General features: G+C 75.2%; 1 protein-coding gene. It reads left to right on the top strand.

The features are described 5' to 3' along the window. Positions 1 to 798 precede the first annotated feature (798 nt). Entirely contained in the window at positions 799 to 23,550 is a 22,752-nt protein-coding gene (locus tag ACIP60_RS18705) for an SDR family NAD(P)-dependent oxidoreductase (RefSeq protein WP_400685623.1), read from the top strand. Position 23,551: the final 1 nt, after the last annotated feature.

The following is a 23,551-nucleotide window of genomic DNA, read 5'->3' as shown; positions in this document are numbered from 1 at the left end:
TGACTGGGCGTCACCGGGCCCGGGCGCCGGGTGCCGGGCCGCGAACGGCCGGGACCGGTGCAGGGAACGGTGACGGCCGGGTGGTGGGCCGCCGGGGGCGGGGGCGCTCCGCGGTCGTCTCGAAGCGACTCGAAGTGACTCGAAGTGAGGGGGGCGAACCGTTCGGCCGGAGCCGCCGACGGCGTCGGTGGCGTCGGTGGTCGGTCCGCCCGATCCGGGCGGTGAGCGCCGTGCGGCGGTTTTTCCGGGTGGCCGGACGACGGTCGAGGACGTTCTTCTGCGCGAGTGCGAACGGGATTCTAGGGCGTTGTCACCGGCGGCGTCGATGGTGCCCCGTGGACCCGTTCCGAGCGTGACGGCGCGGGGGGTGGCCGGACTTCCGCGAGAAACGGCGCGTTTCCCGGACACAGCACGAATCGCGCCACGGCGCCTTTGTCGTGCAGGCATATGACATTGCGATGTGCTTCGTTTGAGCCAGCCTTCGCGTGGCCTATGGCGACGGCGTGATGTTGCTGCCATGCTCGTCTCCGCGGCGGGACGATCATCGCTTCGGCCCCCTCACGCTCAGCTCACCAGCGCATCTTCCTCGGAGAGCGTCGCCCACGCCGTCCCTTCCGAGGACCGCTCCACTGATCCAGGCGCCCGAAGCGCGGTCGAGTCCGTTTCGGATATCACCGGGCCGCCGGGCTGCCCGCGTGCTCCACGCCCCGGCCGCCCGCGCGGCGGGGCCGCACCATCGGGACTGCTACGGAAACACCCCGCCTTCCTTCATTCCCCGGCTCACGAGGTGTCGCTGCGATGCGCTTTCCCCTGGATTCGGACGCCGATCGTGTCGCTGTCATCGGCATGGCGGGCAGGTTGCCGAAAGCCCCGGATCCGGAGGCGTTCTGGCGACTGCTGTGCGACGGGGCCGACGCGATCACCGCGCCGCCCCCGGGCCGGCAGGTCGTGCGGCACGGCGGCTACCTGGACCGGGTGGACGGCTTCGACGCGGCGTTCTTCGGGATCTCCCCCCGCGAGGCCGCCGGCATGGACCCGCAGCAGCGGCTCATGCTCGAACTCGCCTGGGAGGCCCTGGAGGACGCCCGGATCGTGCCGAGCACGCTGACGGGCGGCCCGACGGGGGTGTTCGTCGGCTCGATGTGGGAGGACTACACCTCCCTGGCCCACCCGGGCCCCGTCACGCCGCACACGCTCACCGGCACCAGCCGGGGGGTCATCGCCAACCGCGTCTCGCACTTCCTCGGTGTGCGCGGACCGAGCATGACGGTCGACACGGCCCAGTCGTCGGCGCTGGTCGCGGTGCACCTGGCGGTCGAGAGCCTGCGCCGCGGCGAGTCGGCGCTCGCCCTGGCCGGCGGGGTGAACCTCAACCTGACCGCCGCCCGCGAGGAGGGGGCGGCGGAGTTCGGCGGCCTGTCCCCGGACGACCGCTGCTTCACCTTCGACGCCCGGGCCAACGGCTTCGTCCGCGGCGAGGGCGGCGCCTTCCTCGTTCTGAAACCGCTGGACCGGGCCCTGGCCGACGGGGACCGCGTCTACGGCGTCATCCGGGGCAGCGCGGTCAACAACGACGGCGCCACGCAGAGCCTGACCGTGCCCAGCGCGCAGGCCCAGGAACAGGTCGTCCGCGAGGCACTGGCCCGCGCCGGCGTGCGTCCCGCGGACGTGCAGTACGTGGAGCTGCACGGCACCGGCACCGCCGTCGGCGACCCCGTCGAGGCCGCCGCCCTCGCGGCGGCCTACCGCGGCCCGGCCGGGTCCGGCGACCCCGACAGCGCCCTGCGGGTCGGGTCCGCCAAGACCAACGTCGGCCACCTGGAAGGCGCCGCGGGCATCGTGGGCCTGCTCAAGGCCGTCCTCAGCGTGCACCACCGCGCACTGCCGCCGAGCCTGAACCACGAAACCCCCCACCCCGGCATCCCCCTCGACGCACTGGCGCTGCGGGTCCAGACCGCGCTGACCCCCTGGCCGCGGCCGGACGCGCCCCTGCTCGCCGGCGTGTCCTCGTTCGGCATGGGCGGCACCAACGCGCACGTGATCGTCGAGCAGGCGCCCGGTCCGGCCGCGCCGCCGGTCCGGCGGCCCGCCCCCGGAGCCGGGCCGGCGCCGTGGATCGTCACGGCCCGGACCAAACAGGCGCTGCGCGCGCAGATCGAGCGCCTGCGCGAACACGTGCGCAGCCACCCGGACCTGACCGCCGCCGAGGTCGCGCACGCGCTGGCCACCACCCGAACCCGCTTCGCGCACCGCGCGGTCCTGCTCGACTCCTCCCGGCTCGCCGCCGGCCGGGCCGGCACCCCGGGCCGCACCGTCTTCGTGTTCCCCGGCCAGGGCGCGCAGTGGGTCGGCATGGGCCGGGAGCTGTACGCCGCGTACCCCGTCTTCCGGACCGCCATGGACGAGTGCGCCCGGGCCCTGGCCCCGTACACCGACTGGTCCCTGGCCGAGGTCCTGGACGGCGCCCCGCTCGACCGCGTGGACGTCGTGCAGCCCTCCCTGTTCGCGGTGATGGTGTCCCTGGCGGCCCTGTGGCGCTCCTTCGGCGTCGAGCCCGACGCGGTGGTCGGGCACTCGCAGGGCGAGATCGCCGCGGCACACGTCGCGGGCGCGCTGTCGCTGCCCGACGCGGCCCGGATCGTGGCACTGCGCAGCCGCGCGCTGGTCGCGCTGACCGGCCGGGGCGGCATGGTGTCCGTGGCCCTGCCCGCCGAGCGGGCCGAGGACTACGTGTCGCGCTGGGGCGGCGCGCTGACGGTCGCCGTGGTCAACGCCACCGGTTCGGTCGTGGTGTCCGGCGACACGCAGGCCCTGGCCGAACTGGTCGAGTCCTGCGCGGCGGACGGTGTCCGCGCACGCGTGGTCCCGGTGGACTACGCCTCCCACTCCGCGCACGTCGAGGCGGTCCGCGAGCAGCTGCGCACCGCACTGGACGGGGTGCGGCCGCGGCGGGGCACCGTCCCGTACTACTCCGCGGTCACCGGCGGCCTCCTCGACGACACCACGGCGCTCGACGCCGACTACTGGTACCGCAACCTGCGCGAGCCGGTCCGCTTCGACCTGGCCGCCGCCGCACTGCTGGCGGACGGGCACGACGTCGTGGTCGAGGTCAGCCCGCACCCGGTGCTGCTACCCGCCCTCGAACAGCTCCTGGAACAGGCCCGCGAGCGGACCGGCGCGCCCGGCGTCGCCACCGGCACGCTCGGCCGCGACCGGGGCGGGCCGGACGACTTCCTGACCGCGCTGTCCCGGCTGTTCGTGGCCGGCGTGCCCGTCGACTGGTCCCCGGCCGTCGCCGGGGCCGCGCCGGTCGACCTGCCCACGTACGCCTTCCAGCGTCGTCCGTACTGGCTGCCCGAAGCGGCGGCCGGGCGGGTCGGCCGGACCCCGGCCGACCCGGGGACGCGAACGGCGGACACCGCCGCGCCCGGTCCGGACACGGACGACCCCGCGTCGGGCGACGCGGCCGACGCGGGCGACACGGCCGCCGTGGTCACCGCGCAGATCGCGCTCGTGCTGGGCCACGCGAACCCCGCGGACGTCGATCCCGCGCTCACCTTCAAGGACCTCGGCTTCGACTCGATCACCGGGCTCGAACTGCGCAACCGCCTGGCCGCCGCCCTGGACCGGCCCCTCCCGTCCGGCCTCGTCTTCGACCACCCGACGCCCGCGGAGCTGATCGACTGGCTGCGCACCGGCCCCGGCGACCGGTCGGCCCCCGCCGCGCCGGCCGCCCACGACGACGACCCGGTCGTCATCGTGGGCATGGGCTGCCGCTTCCCCGGCGGGGTGGCCTCGCCGGACGACCTGTGGCGGCTCGTCGCGGCGTGCGGGGACGCGATCGGCGGCTTCCCGGACGACCGCGGCTGGGACCTGGGCGGCCTGTACGACCCCGAACTGCGCGGCGCGGGCACCACGTACGTCAACCGGGGCGGGTTCCTGGAGGCGGCGCCCGGCTTCGACGCCCCGTTCTTCGGCATCTCGCCCCGCGAGGCGCTCGCCATGGACCCGCAGCAGCGGCTCGTGCTGGAGACGGCCTGGGAGACCTTCGAGCACGCCGGGATCGACCCGACCTCGCTGCGCGGCAGCCACACCGGCGTGTTCACCGGCGTCTGGTCGTCCGGCTACGCGACCGGACCGGGCCTGCCGGAGGACCTGGAGGGTTACCTGCTGACCGGCGTCGCGACCAGCGTCACCTCCGGCCGGGTCGCCTACCACCTCGGGCTGCGCGGTCCGGCGCTGTCCGTGGACACCGCCTGCTCCTCGTCGCTGGTCGCCCTGCACCTGGCCGCCCAGTCGCTGCGTACGGGCGAGTGCTCGCTGGCGCTCGCCGGCGGTGTCACGATCATGGCGACACCGCTGGGCTTCACCGAGTTCTCCCGCCAGCACGGCCTCGCGGCGGACGGCCGCAGCAAGCCCTTCGCCGCCGCGGCCGACGGTACGTCCTGGGCCGAGGGCGCCGGTCTGGTGCTGTTGGAACGCCTGTCGGACGCCCGTCGCAACGGTCACCGGGTGTTGGCGGTGGTGCGGGGTTCGGCGGTGAACCAGGACGGTGCGTCGAACGGGTTGACGGCGCCGAACGGTCCGTCGCAGGAGCGGGTGATCCGGCAGGCGTTGGCCAGTGCCGGGTTGTCGGGGTCGGACGTGGACGTGGTGGAGGCGCACGGCACGGGGACGACGCTGGGCGACCCGATCGAGGCGCAGGCGCTGTTGGCGACGTACGGTCAGGGGCGGGACGAGCCGCTTTGGTTGGGGTCGGTGAAGTCCAACATCGGCCACACCCAGGCGGCGGCGGGTGTGGCGGGTGTGATCAAGATGGTGATGGCGATGCGGCACGGGGAACTGCCGCGAACCCTGCACGTGGATGAGCCGAGTTCGCACGTCGACTGGTCGGCGGGCCGGGTCGCCCTGCTCACCGAGGCCCGGCCGTGGCCCGACAGCGGCCGCCCGCGTCGCGCGGGCGTCTCGGCGTTCGGCATCAGCGGCACCAACGCCCACCTGATCATCGAGCAGTCCTCCGACCCGGACCCCGGCCGCCTTCCCGAGCCCGCCGACCGGGCCGCCCCCACCGTCTGGCTGCTGTCCGCGAAGACCGACGCCGCGCTGCGCGCCCAGGCCGAGCGGCTGCACGCGTACGCGACCGCCCACCCCGACGTCCCGGCCGCCGCGATCAGCCGCGCCCTGGCCGCCCGCACCCGGTTCGAGCACCGGGCCGCGGTGGTCGGCACCGACCGGGACGACCTGCTGTCCGGCCTGGCCGCGCTCCCGCCGGCACCGCCCACCCGTACCGGCGGAACCGTGTTCGCCTTCCCCGGGCAGGGTGCGCAGTGGGCGGGGATGGGCCGTGACCTGTACGAGCAGTCCGAGGTCTTCCGCGCGGGCATCGACGCCTGCGCCGCCGCCCTGGCCCCGTACACGGACTGGTCGCTGGTCGACGAACTGCGCCACGGCGCGCTGGACCGCGTCAACGTGGTGCAGCCGGCCCTGTTCGCCGTCATGGTGGCGCTGGCCGACCTGTGGCGGTCCCACGGCGTGCGGCCGGACGCCGTGGTCGGCCACTCCCAGGCGGAGATCGCGGCGGCGTACGTGGCGGGCGCGCTGTCGTTGGAGGACGCGGCCAAGGTGGTGGCGCTGCGCAGCAGGGCGCTGGTCGCGCTGGCCGGGCACGGCGGCATGGTGTCCCTCGCGCTGTCCGTCGAACAGGCCGCCGACTACCTGGCCCGTTGGGGCGGGCGGCTGACCACCGCCGTGGTGAACGGGCCCGCGGCCGTCGTGGTGTCCGGCGGCCTCGACGCGCTGGAGGAGCTGCTGGCGGCCTGTGAGGCCGACGGCGTCCGCGCCCGGCGGCTGCCCGTCGACTACGCGGCGCACTCCGCGCAGGTCGAGGCGGTCCGCGAGCAACTGCTCACCGAGCTGGCCGACATCACACCGCGTCAGGCGGCGGTCCCGTTCTACTCCACCGTCACCGGCGAGCCGATCGACACCGCCGCCCTCGACGCCGCCTACTGGTACCGCAACCTCCGCGAACCCGTACGCTTCGACCTCGCCGCCGCCCGGCTCACCGCCGACGGCCACTCCGTCTTCGTCGAGGTCAGCCCGCACCCCGTCCTGGTGCCCGCGCTGGACGTCGCCGCCACCGGCACCCTGCGCCGCGACCACGGCGGCCTCACCGAGTTCCTCGCCGCGGCGGGACGCCTCCACGCCGCCGGAACCGACGTCGACTGGACGCCGGTCCTGCCCCGCACCGCACCCGGGGCGGACCTGCCCACGTACGCCTTCCAGCGCGAGCCCTACTGGGTGACCGCGACCCCGCCGGCGCCCCGTGACGACTGGCGGTACGAGGTGGCATGGGCACCGACGAGCGGTACCGCGGTCCCGGTGGACCCGGATCGCTGGCTCGTCCTGGCCGCGACCGGGCACCCGTGGGCCGAGGCCCTGCGCGAACGGGGCTTCCCGGTGGCCGACAGCTGGGACGCGGCCGGCACCGGTGACGCCCGGCCCGGGCCGGACGGCGTGCTGTCGCTGCTGGCGCTGGACGAGGAGCCGCACCCCGACCACCCGGTGCTCCCGGCGGGCCTGGTCCGCACCCTGGACCTGGTCCGCACCCTCGACCCGGCGCGCGGCCCGGACCCGGTGAGGGCGGCGGACGTCCCGCTGTGGTGCGCGACCAGCGGCGCCGTGAGCACCTCGGACACCGACCCGGTCACCAACCCGGCCCAGGCCCTGGCGTGGGGCACCGGCGCGTCCGCGGCGCTGGAGTTCCCGCACCACTGGGGCGGCCTGGTCGACCTTCCCGCCGTGCCCGACGAGGAGAGCGTCAACGCGCTGCTCGTCGTGCTCGCCGGTACGGGCGAGGACCAGGTGGCGATCCGCGGCGCCCGGCGCCTCGCCAAGCGGCTGCGCCGCAAGGCCCCGTCGGGCCCGGCCGCGCGGTCCTGGCGGCCGCGGGGCACGGTGCTGGTCACCGGCGGCACCGGCGCGCTCGGCGGACACGTGGCCCGCCGCCTCGCCCGGCAGGGAGCGGAGCACATCGTGCTGGCCGCCCGCCGCGGCCCCGACGCACCCGGCGCGGCCGGACTGCGCGACGAACTGGAAGCAGCCGGGGCACGGGTGACCGTGGCGGCGTGCGACGTGGCCGACCGGGACGCCCTGCGGGACCTCGTCGAGCGCGTCGGCGACATCCGCGCGGTCTTCCACACCGCCGGCGTGATCAGGGCCACCAGGCTGGCCGACACGACACCGGCGGAGTTCGCCGAGGTCGTCACGGCCAAGGTCGCCGGGGCGGCGAACCTGGCGGAACTCCTGCCGGACCTCGACGCCCTCGTCCTGTTCTCCTCCACCGCGGGCGTGTGGGGCGACGGCCACGGCGCGGCCTACGCCGCCGGCAACGCCTTCCTCGACGCGCTGGCCGCCCAGCACCGCGCCCGGGGCCGCGCCACGACCTCCGTCGCCTGGGGCATCTGGGCCGAGGGCGGCATGGCGGCCCTGGAGCCCGTGCAGCGCCAGCGCACCCTGCTCGGGCTCGGCGAACTGGACCCGGGCCGGGCGCTCGACGCGCTGCAGGACGTCCTCGACCACGACGAGGCCCTCGCGGTCGTCACCGAGGCCGACTGGGCGCAGTTCGCCCGCGCCTACACCCACGCGCGGCCGAGCCGGCTGCTGCGGGACCTGCCCGAGACCCACGGCCGGACGCAGCACCCCCGACCCGCGCCCCCCGCCGCCGGCACCGACCTGCTGGAGCTGATCACCACCCACGTCGCCGCGGTGCTGGGACACGCCGCCCCCGAACGGCTCGACCCCCGGCGGGCGTTCAGGGAACTGGGCTTCGACTCACTGACCGCGGTGGAACTGCGCAACCGCCTGGCCGCCGCGCTCGGGGTGGAACTGCCCGCCACCCTCGTCTTCGACCACCCCACCCCGGCACGGCTGGCCGCCCACCTGTCCGGCGACCGGGACGCGCCGCAGGCCCCGGCCCCGGCCGCGACGGACGAGCCGATCGCGGTCATCGGCATGGGCTGCCGCTACCCCGGCGGCGTCGGCACCCCCGAGGACCTGTGGCGGCTGGTCGCGGACGGCGTGGACGCGGTCGGCGACTTCCCGGCCGACCGGGGGTGGGACGTCGACCGCCTCTACGACCCGACGGGGAGCCGCCCCCGCACGTCGAGCACGTCCCGGGGCGGCTTCCTCGACGCCGCCGGCGACTTCGACGCGGCGTTCTTCGGGATATCGCCCCGCGAGGCGCTCGCCATGGACCCGCAGCAGCGCATCCTGCTGGAGACCGCGTGGGAGACCATCGAGCACGCCGGCATCGACCCGACCACGCTGGAGGGCACCCCCACCGGCGTGTTCACCGGCCTGTGGTCCACCGGCTACGCCGCCGGACCCGTCCCCGACGACCTGGAGGGCTACCAGGTCACCGGCACCGCGTCGAGCGTGGGGTCCGGCCGGCTGGCGTACCAGCTGGGCCTGCTCGGCCCGGCCCTGTCCCTGGACACCGGCTGCTCGTCGTCCCTGGTGGCCCTGCACCTGGCCGCGCAGGCGCTGCGCTCGGGAGAGTGCTCCTTCGCCCTGGCCGGCGGCGTCACCGTCAACGCGACGCCCACGCTGTTCACCGAGATGTCCCGGCAGGGGGCGAGCGCGCCCGACGGCCGCAGCAAGCCCTTCGCCGCCGCGGCCGACGGGGCGGGCTGGGCCGAGGGCGCCGGCCTGCTGCTGCTGGAACGCCTGTCGGACGCCCGCCGCAACGGCCACGAGGTGCTGGCGGTCGTCCGGGGCTCCGCCACCAACCAGGACGGTGCGTCGAACGGGTTGACGGCGCCGAACGGTCCGTCGCAGGAGCGGGTGATCCGGCAGGCGTTGGCGAACGCGGGTTTGTCGGGGTCGGACGTGGACGTGGTGGAGGCGCACGGTACGGGGACGACGCTGGGTGATCCGATCGAGGCGCAGGCGCTGCTGGCGACGTACGGTCAGGACCGTTCCGAGCCGTTGTGGTTGGGGTCGGTGAAGTCCAACATCGGCCACACGCAAGCCGCTGCGGGCGTCGCCGGTGTGATCAAGATGGTGATGGCGATGCGGCACGGTCAGCTGCCGCGGACCCTGCACGTGGACGCGCCGACCTCGCACGTCGACTGGTCCTCCGACGCGGTCCGCCTGCTCACCGAACCGGTCGCGTGGCCCGGGACCGGGCGGCCCCGGCGGGCCGCCGTCTCCGCCTTCGGCATCAGCGGCACCAACGCGCACGTCATCATCGAGCAGAGCATCCTCGAACAGCCCGCCGAGGCCGACTCCGCCGCACCCCCTCCCCGGGGCCGCGCGGACGACCAGGTCCTCTGGCCGCTGTCCGCCAGGTCCGAGCCGGCGTTGCGGGAACAGGCGCGCCGGCTGGGCGAGTTCGTCGCCGCGCACCCCGAGGTGGGTCCGGCGGCGGTCGGGGGCGCGCTGGCTGCCCGCACGGTGTTCGAGCACCGGGCCGTGGTGGTGGGCGGTGCGGAGGCGTTGGAGGCGCTGGCGGAGGGTCGGTCGGTGCCGGGTCTGGTGACCGGCGTGGCGGGTTCGCTGGGCCGGTCGGTGTTCGTGTTCCCGGGGCAGGGTGCGCAGTGGGTGGGGATGGGTGGGGAGTTGTACGCCTCGGAGCCGGTGTTCCGTGCGGCGATCGATGCGTGCGCCGCTGCTCTGGAGCCGTTCACGGGCTGGTCGTTGGTGGAGGTGCTGACCGGTGGTGGTTCGTTGGAGCGGGTGGAGGTGGTGCAGCCTGCGTTGTTCGCGGTGATGGTGGCGTTGGCGGAGTTGTGGCGGGCGCACGGGGTGGAGCCGGACGCGGTCGTCGGGCATTCGCAGGGGGAGATCGCGGCGGCGTACGTGGCCGGTGCGCTGTCCCTGGAGGACGCGGCGAAGGTGGTGGCGCTGCGCAGCAGGGCGCTGGTCGCGCTGGCCGGGCACGGCGGCATGGTGTCCCTCGCGCTGTCGGCGGACGACGCCGTCGGCTACCTGAGCCCCTGGGGCGACCGGATCACCGTCGCGGTGGTCAACTCCGCCTCGACCGTCGTGGTGTCCGGCGGCCTCGACGCGCTGGACGAACTGCTGGCGGCCTGTGAGACCGACGGCGTCCGCGCCCGGCGGCTACCCGTCGACTACGCCGCCCACTCCGCGCAGGTCGAGGCGGTCCGCGAGCAACTCCTTACCGAGTTGGCCGACATCACGCCGCGTCAGACAGCGGTCCCGTTCTACTCCACCGTCACCGGCGAGCCGGTCGACACCGCCGCCCTCGACGCCGGCTACTGGTACCGCAACCTCCGCGAACCCGTACGCTTCGACCTCGCCACCCGCCTCTTGCTCGACCACGGCCACACCGTCTTCGTCGAGGTCAGCCCGCACCCCGTCCTGGTGCCCGCGCTGGACGTCGCCGCCACCGGCACCCTGCGCCGCGACCACGGCGCCGTCGGGGAGTTCCACACCGCCCTGGCCCGCCTCCACGTCCAGGGCGTCGCCGTGACCTGGCCGCACGACCGCCCGCACGGCGTCAGGCTGCCGCGCTACGCCTTCCAACGCCGCACCTACTGGCTGACCCCCGCGGCCGGCGACCACGGCACCGGGCACCCGCTGGCGGGCACCGCGGTCGAACTGCCCGACGGGACCACCGTGCACAGCGGCCGCGTCTCCACCCGCACCCACCCCTGGCTGGCCGACCACGCCGTCGACGGCACGGTCCTGCTGCCGGGCACCGCCTTCCTCGAACTCGCCACCCTGGCCGGCGGGACCCTGGACGACCTCGTCCTGCACCTGCCCCTCGCGCTCTCGGACACGCCCGCGGACATCCAGGTCTCGGTCGGCGGCCCGGACGACGCCGGCCGCCGCCCGGTCACCGTGCACTCCAAGGGCGGCGACGGCTGGGTCCGCCACGCGTCCGGAACCCTCGGCGGCCGGGTGACGGCCGGTCGCCTCGACTGGCCGCCGAGGAACGCCGAACCCGTCGACCCCGAAGGGTTCTACGCCGTCCTCGCCGGACTCGGCTACCGGTACGGGCCCGCGTTCCGGGGCGTGCGGGAGCTGTGGCAGGGCGAGGACGAACTGTACGCCGAGGTGTCCGTCCCCGACGGCGCCCGCTTCGGCCTCCACCCCGCGCTCCTGGACGCCGCGCTCCAGCCGCTGATCCTGCTCAGCCCCGACACCCGGGTCCGGCTGCCGTTCTCCTTCTCCGGCGTCGCCGTGCACACCACCGGTGCGTCGTCCGCCCGGGTCCACCTGGTCCGCACGGGCACCGACACCTACCGCGCGACACTGGCCGACCCGTCCGGCAACCCGGTCGCGGACATCACCGCGCTGACCGTCCGTCCGGCCGCCGAGGCCCGGGCCGCGGTGCTGCACACCCGGTGGACGCCCCTCACCCCGGGCACGCCGACCGAGGTGGTGCCGAGCCCGGTGCTCACCGCGGAAGCCGACGCGGACTCCGTGCACGCCCTCCTCCAGCGGGCCCGCGCGCTCGTCCAGGACTTCCTGGCCGAGGAGCCGGAGCGGGCGGCCGCCCGCCTGGCCGTCCTGACCCGCGGCGTGGCCGGCGCGGCCGTGCGCGGCCTGGTCCGCAGCGCCGCCGCCGAGCACCCCGGCCGGTTCGTCCTGGTCGACGTCGGCGACGCGTCCGAGCAGGACGCGGTCCGGGCCGCCAGGACGGCCGGCGACGAACCCGAACTGGCCCTGCGCCCGGAAGGCGTCCTCGTACCGCGGCAGGCCAGGTACGTACCGGAACCGGCCGCCCCCGACGGCGCGTACCGGCTGAGCGAGTCCGGCACCGGGCAACTGGACGACCTGGCCCTGCTGCCCTGGCAGGAGGCCGCGCTGGAACCCGGGCAGGTGCGGGTCGCGGTACGCGCGGCCGGCCTGAACTTCCGCGACGTGCTCATCACCCTCGGCATGTACCCGGACCGGCCCCCGCTGGGCGGCGAAGGGGCCGGCACCGTCATCGAGGTCGGCCCCGGCGTCACGGCCTGGCGGCCCGGCGACCGCGTCACGGGAATGATGCCCGGCGCCTTCGGGCCGCGCGCGGTCGCCGACCACCGGCTCCTGACGGCGATCCCCGACGGCTGGAGCTTCACCACGGCGGCGTCGGTGCCCGTCGCGTTCACCACCGCCTGGTACGGGCTGTTCGACCTCGGCGAACTGCGCCCCGGCGACCGGGTCCTGGTCCACTCCGGCGCGGGCGGTGTGGGCATGGCCGCCGTCCAGCTGGCCCTGAACAGCGGCGCGGAGGTCTTCGCCACCGCGAGCCCCGCCAAGTGGGACGCCCTGCGGCGCCTCGGACTGGCGGACGACCACATCGGTTCGTCCCGCGACACCCGGTTCGCCGACCGGTTCCCGGCCGTGGACGTCGTCCTCAACTCGCTCGCGGGGGAACTCACCGACGCCTCCCTCCGGCTGCTCGCGCCCGGCGGACGGTTCGTCGAGCTGGGCAAGACGGACGTCCGCTCGCCCCAGGGCCTGATCCACCGGGCCTTCGACCTCAACGACGTCGACCCCGCGCGGCGGGGCGACATCCTCTCCAGGGTCGTGGCGATGGTCGCCGACGGGACGCTGGAGCCGCTGCCGGTCACCGCCGCGGACCTCCGCCAGGCCGCCGACTCCTTCCGGCTGATGAGCCAGGCCCGGCACACCGGCAAGATCGTCCTCACCGTGCCCCGGCCGATCGACCCCGACGGCACCGTGCTGATCACCGGCGGCACCGGCACCCTCGGCCAGGCCGTCGCCCGGCACCTGGTGTCCCGCTACGGGGTACGGCACCTGCTGCTCCTCAGCCGCCGCGGCGGCGCGGTGCCGCACCTGGAGCTGGAGCAGCGCGGGGACGTCGACGTGCGGGTGGTGGCCTGTGACGTCGCGGACCGGGACGCGCTGGCGGCCGTACTGGACGCCATCCCGGCCGCGCACCCGCTCACCGCCGTCGTCCACGCGGCCGGCGTGCTCGACGACACCGTCGTGGCACGGCTGACCGCGGAGCAGCTCGACCGGGTGCTGCGTCCCAAGGTCGACGGCGCCTGGCACCTGCACGAGCTGACCCGCGAGCACGACCTCGCCGCCTTCGTGCTGTTCTCCGCGGCCGCGGGTGTGCTCGGCAACGCCGGCCAGGCCGGCTACGCCGCCGCGAACTCCTACCTCGACGCGTTCGCCGCACACCGGCAGGCCCTCGGACTGCCCGCCGTGTCGATGGCCTGGGGCCACTGGGAGCAGGAGAGCGGCATGACCGCCCACCTCACCGCGGCCGACCGCCGACGCCTCGCCCGCAAGGGCGTTCGCCCCCTCAGCACCGAACGCGCCCTGGCCATGTTCGACACCGCACTGGCCGCCGGACGTCCCGCGCTGACCACGGCCGACCTCTCGATACCGCCGACCCTGCCGACGCCCAAGGCCCCCGCGTCGGACCTGCTGTCCCTGGTGACCGCCCACACCGCCACCGTCCTCGGCCACTCCGACGCCGCCGCGATCACCCCCGGACTCGCCTTCCGCGACCTCGGCTTCGACTCCCTGACCTCCGTCGAACTGCGCAACCGCCTCGCCGGTGCCACCGGCCTACGGCTGCCCGCGACCCTCGTCTTCGACCACCCCACCCCCGCCGACCTCGCCGACCACCTCGCGGCCGAACTCTCCGGTGCGCCCAAGGGCGTTGCGCCGGTGGCGCCGGTGGTGTCGGTGGCGTCGGTGGACGGCGGGGTCGATCCGGTGGTGATCGTGGGGATGGGGTGCCGGCTGCCGGGTGGGGTGGGGTCGCCGGAGGAGTTGTGGGGCTTGGTGGCGGGCGGGGTCGATGCGGTGGGTGAGTTCCCGTCGGACCGTGGGTGGGACGTGGGCCGTCTCTACGATCCGGCCGGTGGTCCGGGGACGTCGTACACGCGGTCGGGCGGGTTCCTCGCGGATGCGGCGGGCTTCGACGCGGAATTCTTCGGGATCTCGCCGCGTGAGGCGTTGGCGATGGACCCGCAGCAGCGGGTGCTGCTGGAGACCGCGTGGGAGACGTTCGAGGACGCGGGCATCGATCCGACGTCCTTGAGGGGCAGCCAGACAGGTGTGTTCACCGGCATCTGGTCCTCCGGCTACGTCGGCAGCCCCGACCAGGCGCCGCCCGACACCGAGGGCTACCTCGCCACCGGCATCTCGCCGAGCATCACCTCCGGCCGGGTCTCCTACCTGCTGGGCCTCCAGGGCCAGGCCGTCTCCATCGACTCCGCCTGTTCCTCGTCACTGATGGCGATCCACCTCGCCGCGCAGGCACTGCGCTCGGGCGAGTGCTCGCTGGCCCTGGCCGGCGGGGTGACCGTGAGCGTGACACCCCTTCAGTTCACGGAGTTCTCCCGCCAGCGCGCGCTGGCTCCCGACGGTCGGTGCAAGCCCTTCTCGTCGACGGCCGACGGGACGGCGTGGGGCGAGGGTTCGGGGTTGGTGCTCCTGGAGCGGCTGTCGGACGCCCGCCGCAACGGTCACCGGGTGCTGGCGGTGGTGCGGGGTTCGGCGGTCAACCAGGACGGTGCGTCCAACGGCCTGACCGCGCCCAACGGCCTCTCCCAGGAGCGGGTGATCCTCCAGGCGCTGGCGAACGCCGGACTGTCCCCGTCCGAGGTGGACGCGGTGGAGGCGCACGGTACGGGGACGACGCTGGGCGACCCGATCGAGGCGCAGGCGCTGCTGGCGACGTACGGTCAGGGGCGCACCGAGCCGCTGTGGTTGGGGTCGGTGAAGTCCAACATCGGCCACACCCAGGCCGCCGCCGGTGTGGCGGGTGTGATCAAGATGGTGATGGCGATGCGGCACGGGGAACTGCCGCCGACGCTGCACGTCCAGGAGCCCACGCCGCACGTCGAGTGGGACACCGGTGACGTCCGGCTGCTGACCGAGGCCCGGCCGTGGCCGGAGACCGGGCGTCCCCGCCGCGCGGGCATCTCGGCCTTCGGGGCCAGCGGCACCAACGCCCACGTCGTCATCGAACAGTTCCCCGAGGAGACCCCCGAACAGCCCGCCGCGGACGACTCCGCGGAGCCCACCGTGTGGCTGCTGTCCGGCAAGACGGACGACGCCCTCCGCGCCCAGGCCCGACGGCTCGCGGACCACGTCACCGCCCACCCCGGCCTCCGACCGGCCGCGATCGGCCGGGCCCTCGCCACCACCCGCACCGTGCTCGCCCACCGGGCGGCCCTGGTGGGCAGCACCCGGGCCGACCTCATGGCGGACCTGGCCGCCCTCGCCGACGGAGACCCCCGCATCGTCACGGGTGTCGCGGGTTCGCCGGGTCGGTCGGTGTTCGTGTTCCCGGGGCAGGGTGCGCAGTGGGTGGGGATGGGTGCGGAGTTGTACGCCTCGGAGCCGGTGTTCCGCGCGGCGATCGATGCGTGCGCCATTGCTCTGGAGCCGTACACGGACTGGTCGTTGGTGGAGGTGCTGACCGGCAGTGGTTCGTTGGAGCGGGTGGAGGTGGTGCAGCCCGCGCTGTTCGCGGTGATGGTGGCGCTGGCCGAACTGTGGCGGGCGCACGGCGTGGAGCCGGACGCCGTGGTGGGGCATTCGCAGGGGGAGATCGCGGCGGCGTACGTGGCGGGCGCGTTGTCGTTGGAGGACGCGGCGAAGGTGGTGGCGCTGCGCAGCAGGGCGCTGGTCGCCCTGGCGGACCAGGGCGGGATGGTCTCGGTCGGTCTCGGGCACGAGCAGGCCGTCGCGTTCACGGCCCGCTGGGACGGTCGGCTGACGGTGGCGGTGGTCAACGCCCCTGGTTCGGTCGTCGTGTCGGGTGACCTGGACGCGCTGGACGAACTGTTGACGGCCTGTGAGGCCGACGGCGTCCGCGCCCGCCGCCTGCCCGTCAACTACGCGGCGCACTCCGCGCAGGTCGAGGCGGTCCGCGAGCACCTGCTCACCGACCTGGCCGACCTCACACCCCACCCGGCGACGGTCCCCTTCCACTCCACCGTCACCGGCGAGCCGGTCGACACCGCCACCCTCGACGCCGCCTACTGGTACCGCAACCTCCGCGAACCCGTACGCTTCGACCTCGCCGTCGAAGCCCTCACGCAGGACCGGCACGCCGTGTTCGTGGAGGTCAGCCCGCACCCCGTCCTGGTGCCGGTGCTGGACATCGCCGCGACCGGCACGCTGCGCCGCGGCAGCGGCAGGCAGGAGTTCCACCTCGCCCTGGCACGCCTGCACACGCACGGCGTGGCCGTCGACTGGACGCCGGTCTTCCCCGGCGAGCCCCACCACGTCCCGCTGCCGACGTACGCCTTCCAGCACCGGCCGTACTGGCTGAACCCCGCCGCCGGGAAGGCCGACGTGTCGGCGGCCGGACTGGACCCGGCCGGGCACCCGCTGCTCGGGGCCGCCGTCGAACTGGCCGGGGAGCAGAGCGTCCTGTTCACGGGGCGGCTCTCGACGGCCACCCGGCCGTGGCTGGCCGACCACGTCGTCCTCGGCTCCGTGCTGCTGCCCGGCACCGTGTTCGTCGAACTCGCCCTGCACGCCGGACGGCAGGCCGGCTGCGACGTCCTGGACGAGCTGGTGCTGGCAGCCCCCATGGTCCTGCCGGAGGACGGTTCCGTGCCGATCCAGGTCGTCGTCGGCGCACCGGACGGGACGGGCCGACGCCCCGTCACCGTGCACTCCCGGACGGGCGACAGCTGGCTGCGGCACGCCACCGGCGTGCTGGCGACCGCCGACCGCCCCCACCCGTACGACACCGGCGAGCCCTGGCAGCCGGCCGGTGAGCCCGTCGACCTGACCGACTTCTACGACGACCTCGCCGCCCGGGGCTACGAGTACGGGCCGGTGTTCGCGGGCGTGCGCGAGATCCGGCGGCAGGGCGACGAGCTCTACGCCGAGGTGGTGCTGCCCGCGGGCACCCGCGACCGCTTCGATCTCCACCCCGCGCTGCTCGACGCCGCGCTCCAGCCGCTGACCCTGCTGGCGGCCGGCCGCCTGCCGTTCTCCTTCGCCGGGGTGTCGATGCGGAAAGCCGGCTCCACGGCCCGGGTCCGCCTCACACCCACCGGCCCCGACACCTTCCGGGTCGCGCTCGCCGACGAATCCGGGCCGCTGGCGGTGATCGACGCGCTGACCGTGCGGCACCGGGCGCCGGGCCTGCCGGTCGCCGGGACCGACCAGCTCTTCCGCCTCGACTGGGTGCCCGTCGAGAGCACCGGCGAAGCCCCGGCCGTCCACCACGTCACGCCCCCGGCGGGAGACCCCGTGGCGGCCGCGCACACCGTCGCCGCCGAGACGCTGGGCGTGCTCCAGGACTTCCTGCGCGACGGGGACGGCCGCCTGGCCGTCGTGACCCGGGGGGCGGCCGGGCCGGGCCCCGTCGACCTGCCGGCCAGCGTCGTCTGGGGCCTGGTCCGCGCGGCCCAGGCCGAACACCCCGACCGGTTCGTGCTCGTCGACACCGACGACCGCGTCCTCGTCGCGGGGGACGAACCGCAGCTCGTCGTCCGCGACGGCGCCGTCCGCGCCGCCCGCCTGGTCCGGGCCGAGGCGGCCCCGGCACCCGGCCCGCTCGACCCGAACGGCACCGTGCTGATCACCGGCGGCACCGGCACCCTGGGCCGTCTCGTCGCCCGGCACCTGCGCGAGCGGCACGGCATCCGGCACCTGCTCCTGCTCAGCAGGAGCGCGGCGGAGGTGGACTTCGACGCCGAGGTGGCGGCCTGCGACGTGGCCGACCGGGACGCGCTGGCGGCCGTACTGGACGCGATCCCGGCCGCGCACCCGCTGACGGCGGTCGTGCACGCGGCCGGGGTGCTCGACGACGGCGTCGTCGAATCCCTCACGCCCGCCCGGATCGATCGGGTGCTGCGGCCCAAGGCCGACGCCGCCTGGCACCTGCACGAGCTGACGAAGGACCTCGGCCTGAGCGCGTTCGTGCTCTTCTCGTCCGCCGCCGGCGTGCTGGGCGGCCCGGGCCAGGCGAACTACTCCGCCGCGAACGCCTTCCTGGACGCCCTCGCCGTGCACCGGCGCGCCCTGGGCCTGCCCGGAGTGTCGCTGGCCTGGGGGCAGTGGGCCGAGGACAGCGGGCTGACCGGGAACCTCACCGACACCGACCGCAAGCGCCTCGCCCGCGCCGGTGTGCTGCCGATGCCCACGGACCGGGCGCTGGCCCTGTTCGACCTGGCGCTGGGGGCCGCCGAACCCGCGCTGGTCCCCGCACACCTCGACCTGTCGGCGGCCTCCACCCGCCCCCTGCTCAGCCGCCTCACCCGGACCCGGCCCGCCCGGCGCACGGGCCGGCCGGGCCTGGGCCGGGAACTCGCGGCCCTGCCGGAGACCGAGCAGCACAGCCGCGTCCTGGCCCTGGTCACCGGCCAGACGGCCGCCGTCCTCGGCCACACCGACACCTCGGCCGTCAGCGCCGACCTGGCCTTCAAGGACCTGGGCTTCGACTCGCTCACTGCGGTGGAACTGCGCAACCGCCTCGCTGCGGCGGTCGGGGTGCGGCTGCCCGCGACGATGGTCTTCGACTACCCGACCCCCGACGCACTGGCCGGTCACCTGCGTGAGGTGGTTCTCGGCAAGGAGCGCCGGACGGCCGTGCCCGTCCCGGTCGGGGTCGCGGTGTCGGGTGATCCGGTGGTGGTAGTCGGGTTGGGGGCGCGGTATCCGGGTGGGGTGGGCTCCGCGCAGGAGTTGTGGGATCTGGTCGCGGGCGGGACGGACGCGGTGGGTGGGTTCCCGTCGGACCGTGGGTGGGACGTGGGTCGTCTCTACGATCCCGCCGGTGGTCCGGGGAGGTCGTACACGCGGTCGGGTGGCTTCCTCTCGGATGCGGGTGGCTTCGATGCGGGGTTCTTCGGTATTTCGCCGCGCGAAGCACTGGCGATGGACCCGCAGCAGCGGGTGCTGTTGGAGACGGTGTGGGAGACGTTCGAGGACGCGGGCATCGATCCGACGTCGTTGCGGGGCAGCCGGACGGGCGTGTTCACCGGCATCTGGTCCTCGGGCTACGGCGCCGGGGCACAGCCGCCCGACCTGGAGGGCTACCTCTCGACCGGCACGGCGACGAGTGTGACCTCCGGGCGGGTGTCCTACCTGCTGGGGCTGGAGGGCCCGGCGGTGTCGGTGGACACGGCGTGCTCGTCCTCGCTGGTGGCGATCCACCTGGCGGCGCAGGCGCTGCGGGCGGGGGAGTGCTCGCTGGCGCTGGCCGGTGGGGTGACGGTGATGGCGACGCCGTCGGGGTTCGTCGAGTTCTCGCGGCAGCGGGGGCTCGCCGCCGACGGTCGGGTGAAGGCGTTCGCCGAGGCGGCCGACGGGACGGCGTGGGGCGAGGGCGCAGGTGTCGTGCTGTTGGAGCGGTTGTCGGACGCCCGTCGCAACGGGCACCGGGTGCTGGCGGTGGTGCGGGGTTCGGCGGTGAACCAGGACGGTGCGTCGAACGGGTTGACGGCGCCGAACGGTCCGTCGCAGGAGCGGGTGATCCGGCAGGCTCTCGCCAATGCCGGGTTGCAGCCGTCCGAGGTGGACGCGGTGGAGGCGCACGGTACGGGGACGACGCTGGGCGACCCGATCGAGGCGCAGGCGCTGCTGGCGACGTACGGTCAGGGGCGCACCGAGCCGCTGTGGTTGGGGTCGGTGAAGTCGAACATCGGCCACACGCAGGCCGCGGCGGGTGTGGCGGGTGTGATCAAGATGGTGATGGCGATGCGGCACGGTCAGCTGCCACGGACCCTGCACGTCGACACACCGACTTCGCACGTCGACTGGTCGGCGGGCCGGGTCGCCCTGCTGACCGAGGCCCGGCCGTGGCCGGAGACCGGGCGGCCCCGCCGTGCCGGTGTGTCGGCGTTCGGCATCAGCGGTACGAACGCGCACGTGGTGATCGAGGCACCGGCCGAGGCCACCGCCACGACCACCCCCGTGGTCGCCGTACCGGTGCCGTGGCTGCTGTCCGCCAAGTCGGACGCGGCGCTGCGCGAACAGGCCCGCAGGCTGCGCGCGTTCCTCGCCGAGCACCCCGAGATCACACCGGCCGAGGTGGCCGCCGACCTGGCCGCGCGGGCCCGGTTCCCGCACCGTGCCGTGCTGACGGGCCCGGCCGGCCTGGACGCGCTGATCGACGGAGAGCCCGGAACCGTCACGGGCACTGCCGCCTCACCGGGTCGGTCGGCGTTCGTGTTCTCCGGTCAGGGTGGTCAGTGGGCGGGGATGGGTCGGGGTCTGTACCGGGTGTTCCCGGTGTTCGCGCGGGTGTTGGACGAGGTCTGTGGGGTGCTGGGGTTGCCGGTGGAGGTGTTGTTCGAGGACCGGGAGGGGGTGTTGGGGGAGACGCGGTTCACGCAGGCCGGGGTGTTCGCGTTGGAGGTGGCGTTGTTCCGGTTGGTGGAGTGGTTGGGGGTTCGGCCGGACTTCGTGGTGGGGCATTCGGTGGGTGAGGTGGCGGCGGCCCATGTGGCGGGGGTGTTGGGACTGGAGGACGCGTGTGCCCTGGTGGGGGCGCGGGGCCGGTTGATGCAGGCGTTGCCCGGTGGTGGGGCGATGGTGTCGGTGCAGGCGTCGGTTCAGGAGGTGGTGGGGTCGCTGGTGGCGGGTGTGGAGGTGGCGGCGGTCAACGCGTCGGACGCGGTGGTGGTGTCGGGTGACGAGGCGGCGGTGGCGGTGGTCGCCGGGGTGTGGCGGGGGCGTGGGCGTCGGGTGCGGCGGTTGGAGGTCAGTCACGCGTTCCATTCGGCGCGGATGGAGCCGGTGCTGGGTGAACTCGCTGAGGTCGCCGGGGGGTTGTCGTTCGGTGAGCCGGTGATCCCGGTGGTCTCCACGGTGGCGGGGTGTCCGGTGGAGCTGGGGGAGCCGGGGTACTGGGTGCGTCAGGTGCGGGAGCCGGTGCGGTTCGCGGACGCGAGGGAGTGGCTGACGGGCCAGGGCGTCACAGGGTTTGTGGAGGTGGGTCCGCACCCGTCGCTGGTGGCGAACGGGTTGATGCGGCGTCAGGGGGATTCCGTGGAGCGGCTGTTCGCCGGTCTGGGGCGGTTGTGGGTGGACGGCGCGGTGCACTGGACCCCGCCGGTGGGGAGGTCGGACGCGCGGCTGCCCTCGTACGCCTTCCAGCACCAGCACTACTGGCTGCACCCCGGCACCCCCGCACCGACCGGTGACGGCCGGATCGACCACCCGCTGCTGCGGGACGCCCTGGAACTCCCGGACGACAACGGCGTGGTGCTGACGGGCCGGCTCGCCACCGCCGCGCAGCCGTGGCTCACCGAACACGTCATCGCGGGCTCGCCCCTGCTGCCCGGCGCGGCGTTCGTCGACCTCGCGCTCCGGGCCGGCGAACACGTCGACTGCCCGGCGATCGAGGACCTGACGCTGGAGACGCCGCTGGTGGTCGCGGACGGCGTGCAGGTGTCCGTGACCGTCGGCCCCGACCGGGCGGGCCGGCGCAGCGTCTCGGTCCACTCGCGCACGGACGGCGAGTGGGTGCGGCACGCCACCGGAACCCTGGGCGCGGCGCCCGTCGCACCCCGGGACTCCTGGGCCCGGCAGTGGCCGCCGCCCGCCGAAGCCGTCGACCTCGACGCCTTCTACGACGACCTGGCCGACGCCGGATTCGCCTACGGCCCGGCCTTCCGGGGTCTGCGCGCGGCCTGGCGCGACGGCGACACCCTCTACGCGGAGGTGGCCGCACCCGCCGGCGACACCCGGTTCGCCCTGCACCCCGCCCTGCTCGACGCCGCGATCCAGACCGTGACCGTCGCCGACGACCGGGCGAAGCTGCCGTTCGCCTTCGCCGGGATCTCCTGCCGGAGCGGCGCGGAGCAGGCCAGGGTCCGGCTGACCGTGACCGGCGAGGACACCTGCGCGATCGCCCTCGCCGACCGGTCGGGCGCACCGGTCGCCGAGATCGCCTCGCTGACCCTGCGCCGGCCGGCCGCGGCCACCACGCAGGACGTGCCGTACCAGGTGGCGTGGCCGCTCCTGGAGGCGGCGACCGGCGAGCCGGACATCCCGGTCCACCACGCCACTTCGCCGGTCGAGACCCTGCGGGTGGTCCAGGACTTCCTCGCCACGGACACCCCGCGGATGGTGGTCGCCACGCGCAACGCCGTGCCGGTGCGGCCGGGCGAGGACGTCGACCCGCAGGCCGCCGCCGTCTGGGGCCTGGTCCGGTCGGCCGCCACCGAGCACCCCGGCCGGTTCGTGCTGGTCGACGCCGCCGACGGCGACGAGGTCCGACTGGCCGGCGACGAGCCCCAGCTCGCGATCCGCGGCGGCGCCGTCCACGTCCCCCGCCTCGAACGGGCGCGGACCGAGCCGCTGCCCTCGCTGCTCGGCCCCGAGGGCACGGTGCTGGTCACCGGCGGCACCGGCACCCTGGGCGCCACGATCGCCCGCCACCTCGCCGCGGAGCACGGCGTGCGGCACCTGCTGCTGGTCAGCCGCAGCGGCCCGGACGCCCCCGGCGCAGCCGCGCTGACCGCCGAGCTGGCGGCGCTGGGCGCGACCGCCGACGTCGTGGCGTGCGACGTGGCCGACCGCGCGGCGGTGGCGCGACTGCTCGCCGACCACCCGGTCACCTCGGTGGTCCACGCCGCGGGCACGCTGGCCGACACCGTCGTGGAGTCCCTCACCCCGGAGCAGTTCGCACGGGTGTGGGAGCCGAAGGCCCTCGCGGCGCAGCACCTGCACGAACTGACCGCCGACCTGGAGGCGTTCGTGCTGTTCTCCTCGGCGTCCGGCGTGCTGGGCGGCGCGGGCCAGGCGAACTACGCGGCGGCGAACGCCTACCTCGACGGCCTCGCCGCGCACCGGCACGCCCAGGGGCAGCCGGCCGTGTCGCTAGCCTGGGGCTACTGGGCGGAGGCCAGCGGCATGACCGGCGGTCTGACCGCCACCGACCGGCACCGCCTGGCCAGGGCCGGGGTACGGCCGCTGCCGACGGCGGACGCGCTGGCCCTGTTCGACGCCGCGCTGACCGCGGGCACCCCGACCCTCGCCCCCGTCAGGTTCGACCTGCCGGCGCTGCGCAGGGCCGGCGACCCGCCCGCGCTGCTGCGGGAGCTGGTACGGCCCCGGCTCAGGCCGGCCGCCGAGCGGGTGTGGACGCAGGCCGACGTGCTGCACCTCGTCGTGGGCCAGGTCGCCCTCGTCCTGGGGCACGCGTCGCCGCAGGCGGTCGACCCCGACCAGGCGTTCGCCGACATCGGGTTCGACTCGCTCACCGCCGTGGAACTGCGCAACCAGCTCGACGCGGACACCGGCCTGCGCCTGCCCGCCACGCTCGTCTTCGACCATCCGACACCGGCCCGCCTCGCCGCCTTCGTGCACACGCGACTGCACGGCACCGGCGGCCCCGATCCCCTGCTCACCGAACTCGACCGGCTCAGGTCCAGTCTGGACGCGGCGGACGCCGACGCCGACCACGACGCCGTCGCGGCCCGCCTCGAAGCACTGCTCGCGGCCTGGACCGCCAGACGCACCGGCGCCGCGGCCGGTGTCGACGAGGCCAGCGACGACGAACTGTTCAGCCTTCTGGACGATGCGCACCGCAGGACCGAGGTCATCCGCTCGGGCGAGTCCCGCCACGCTGAGGAGTAGC

Source organism: Kitasatospora sp. NPDC088783, assembly GCF_044750705.1.
Classification (GTDB): Bacteria; Actinomycetota; Actinomycetes; order Streptomycetales; family Streptomycetaceae; genus Kitasatospora; species Kitasatospora fiedleri.
Note: the sequence above shows the minus strand (reverse complement) of the source record. Positions and strands in the feature narration are given on the sequence as shown.

Coding starts and splice junctions, on each gene's coding strand:
- ACIP60_RS18705 (WP_400685623.1), top strand. CDS start 799: ATGCGCTTTCCCCTGGATTCGGACGCCGATCGTGTCGCTGTCATCGGC.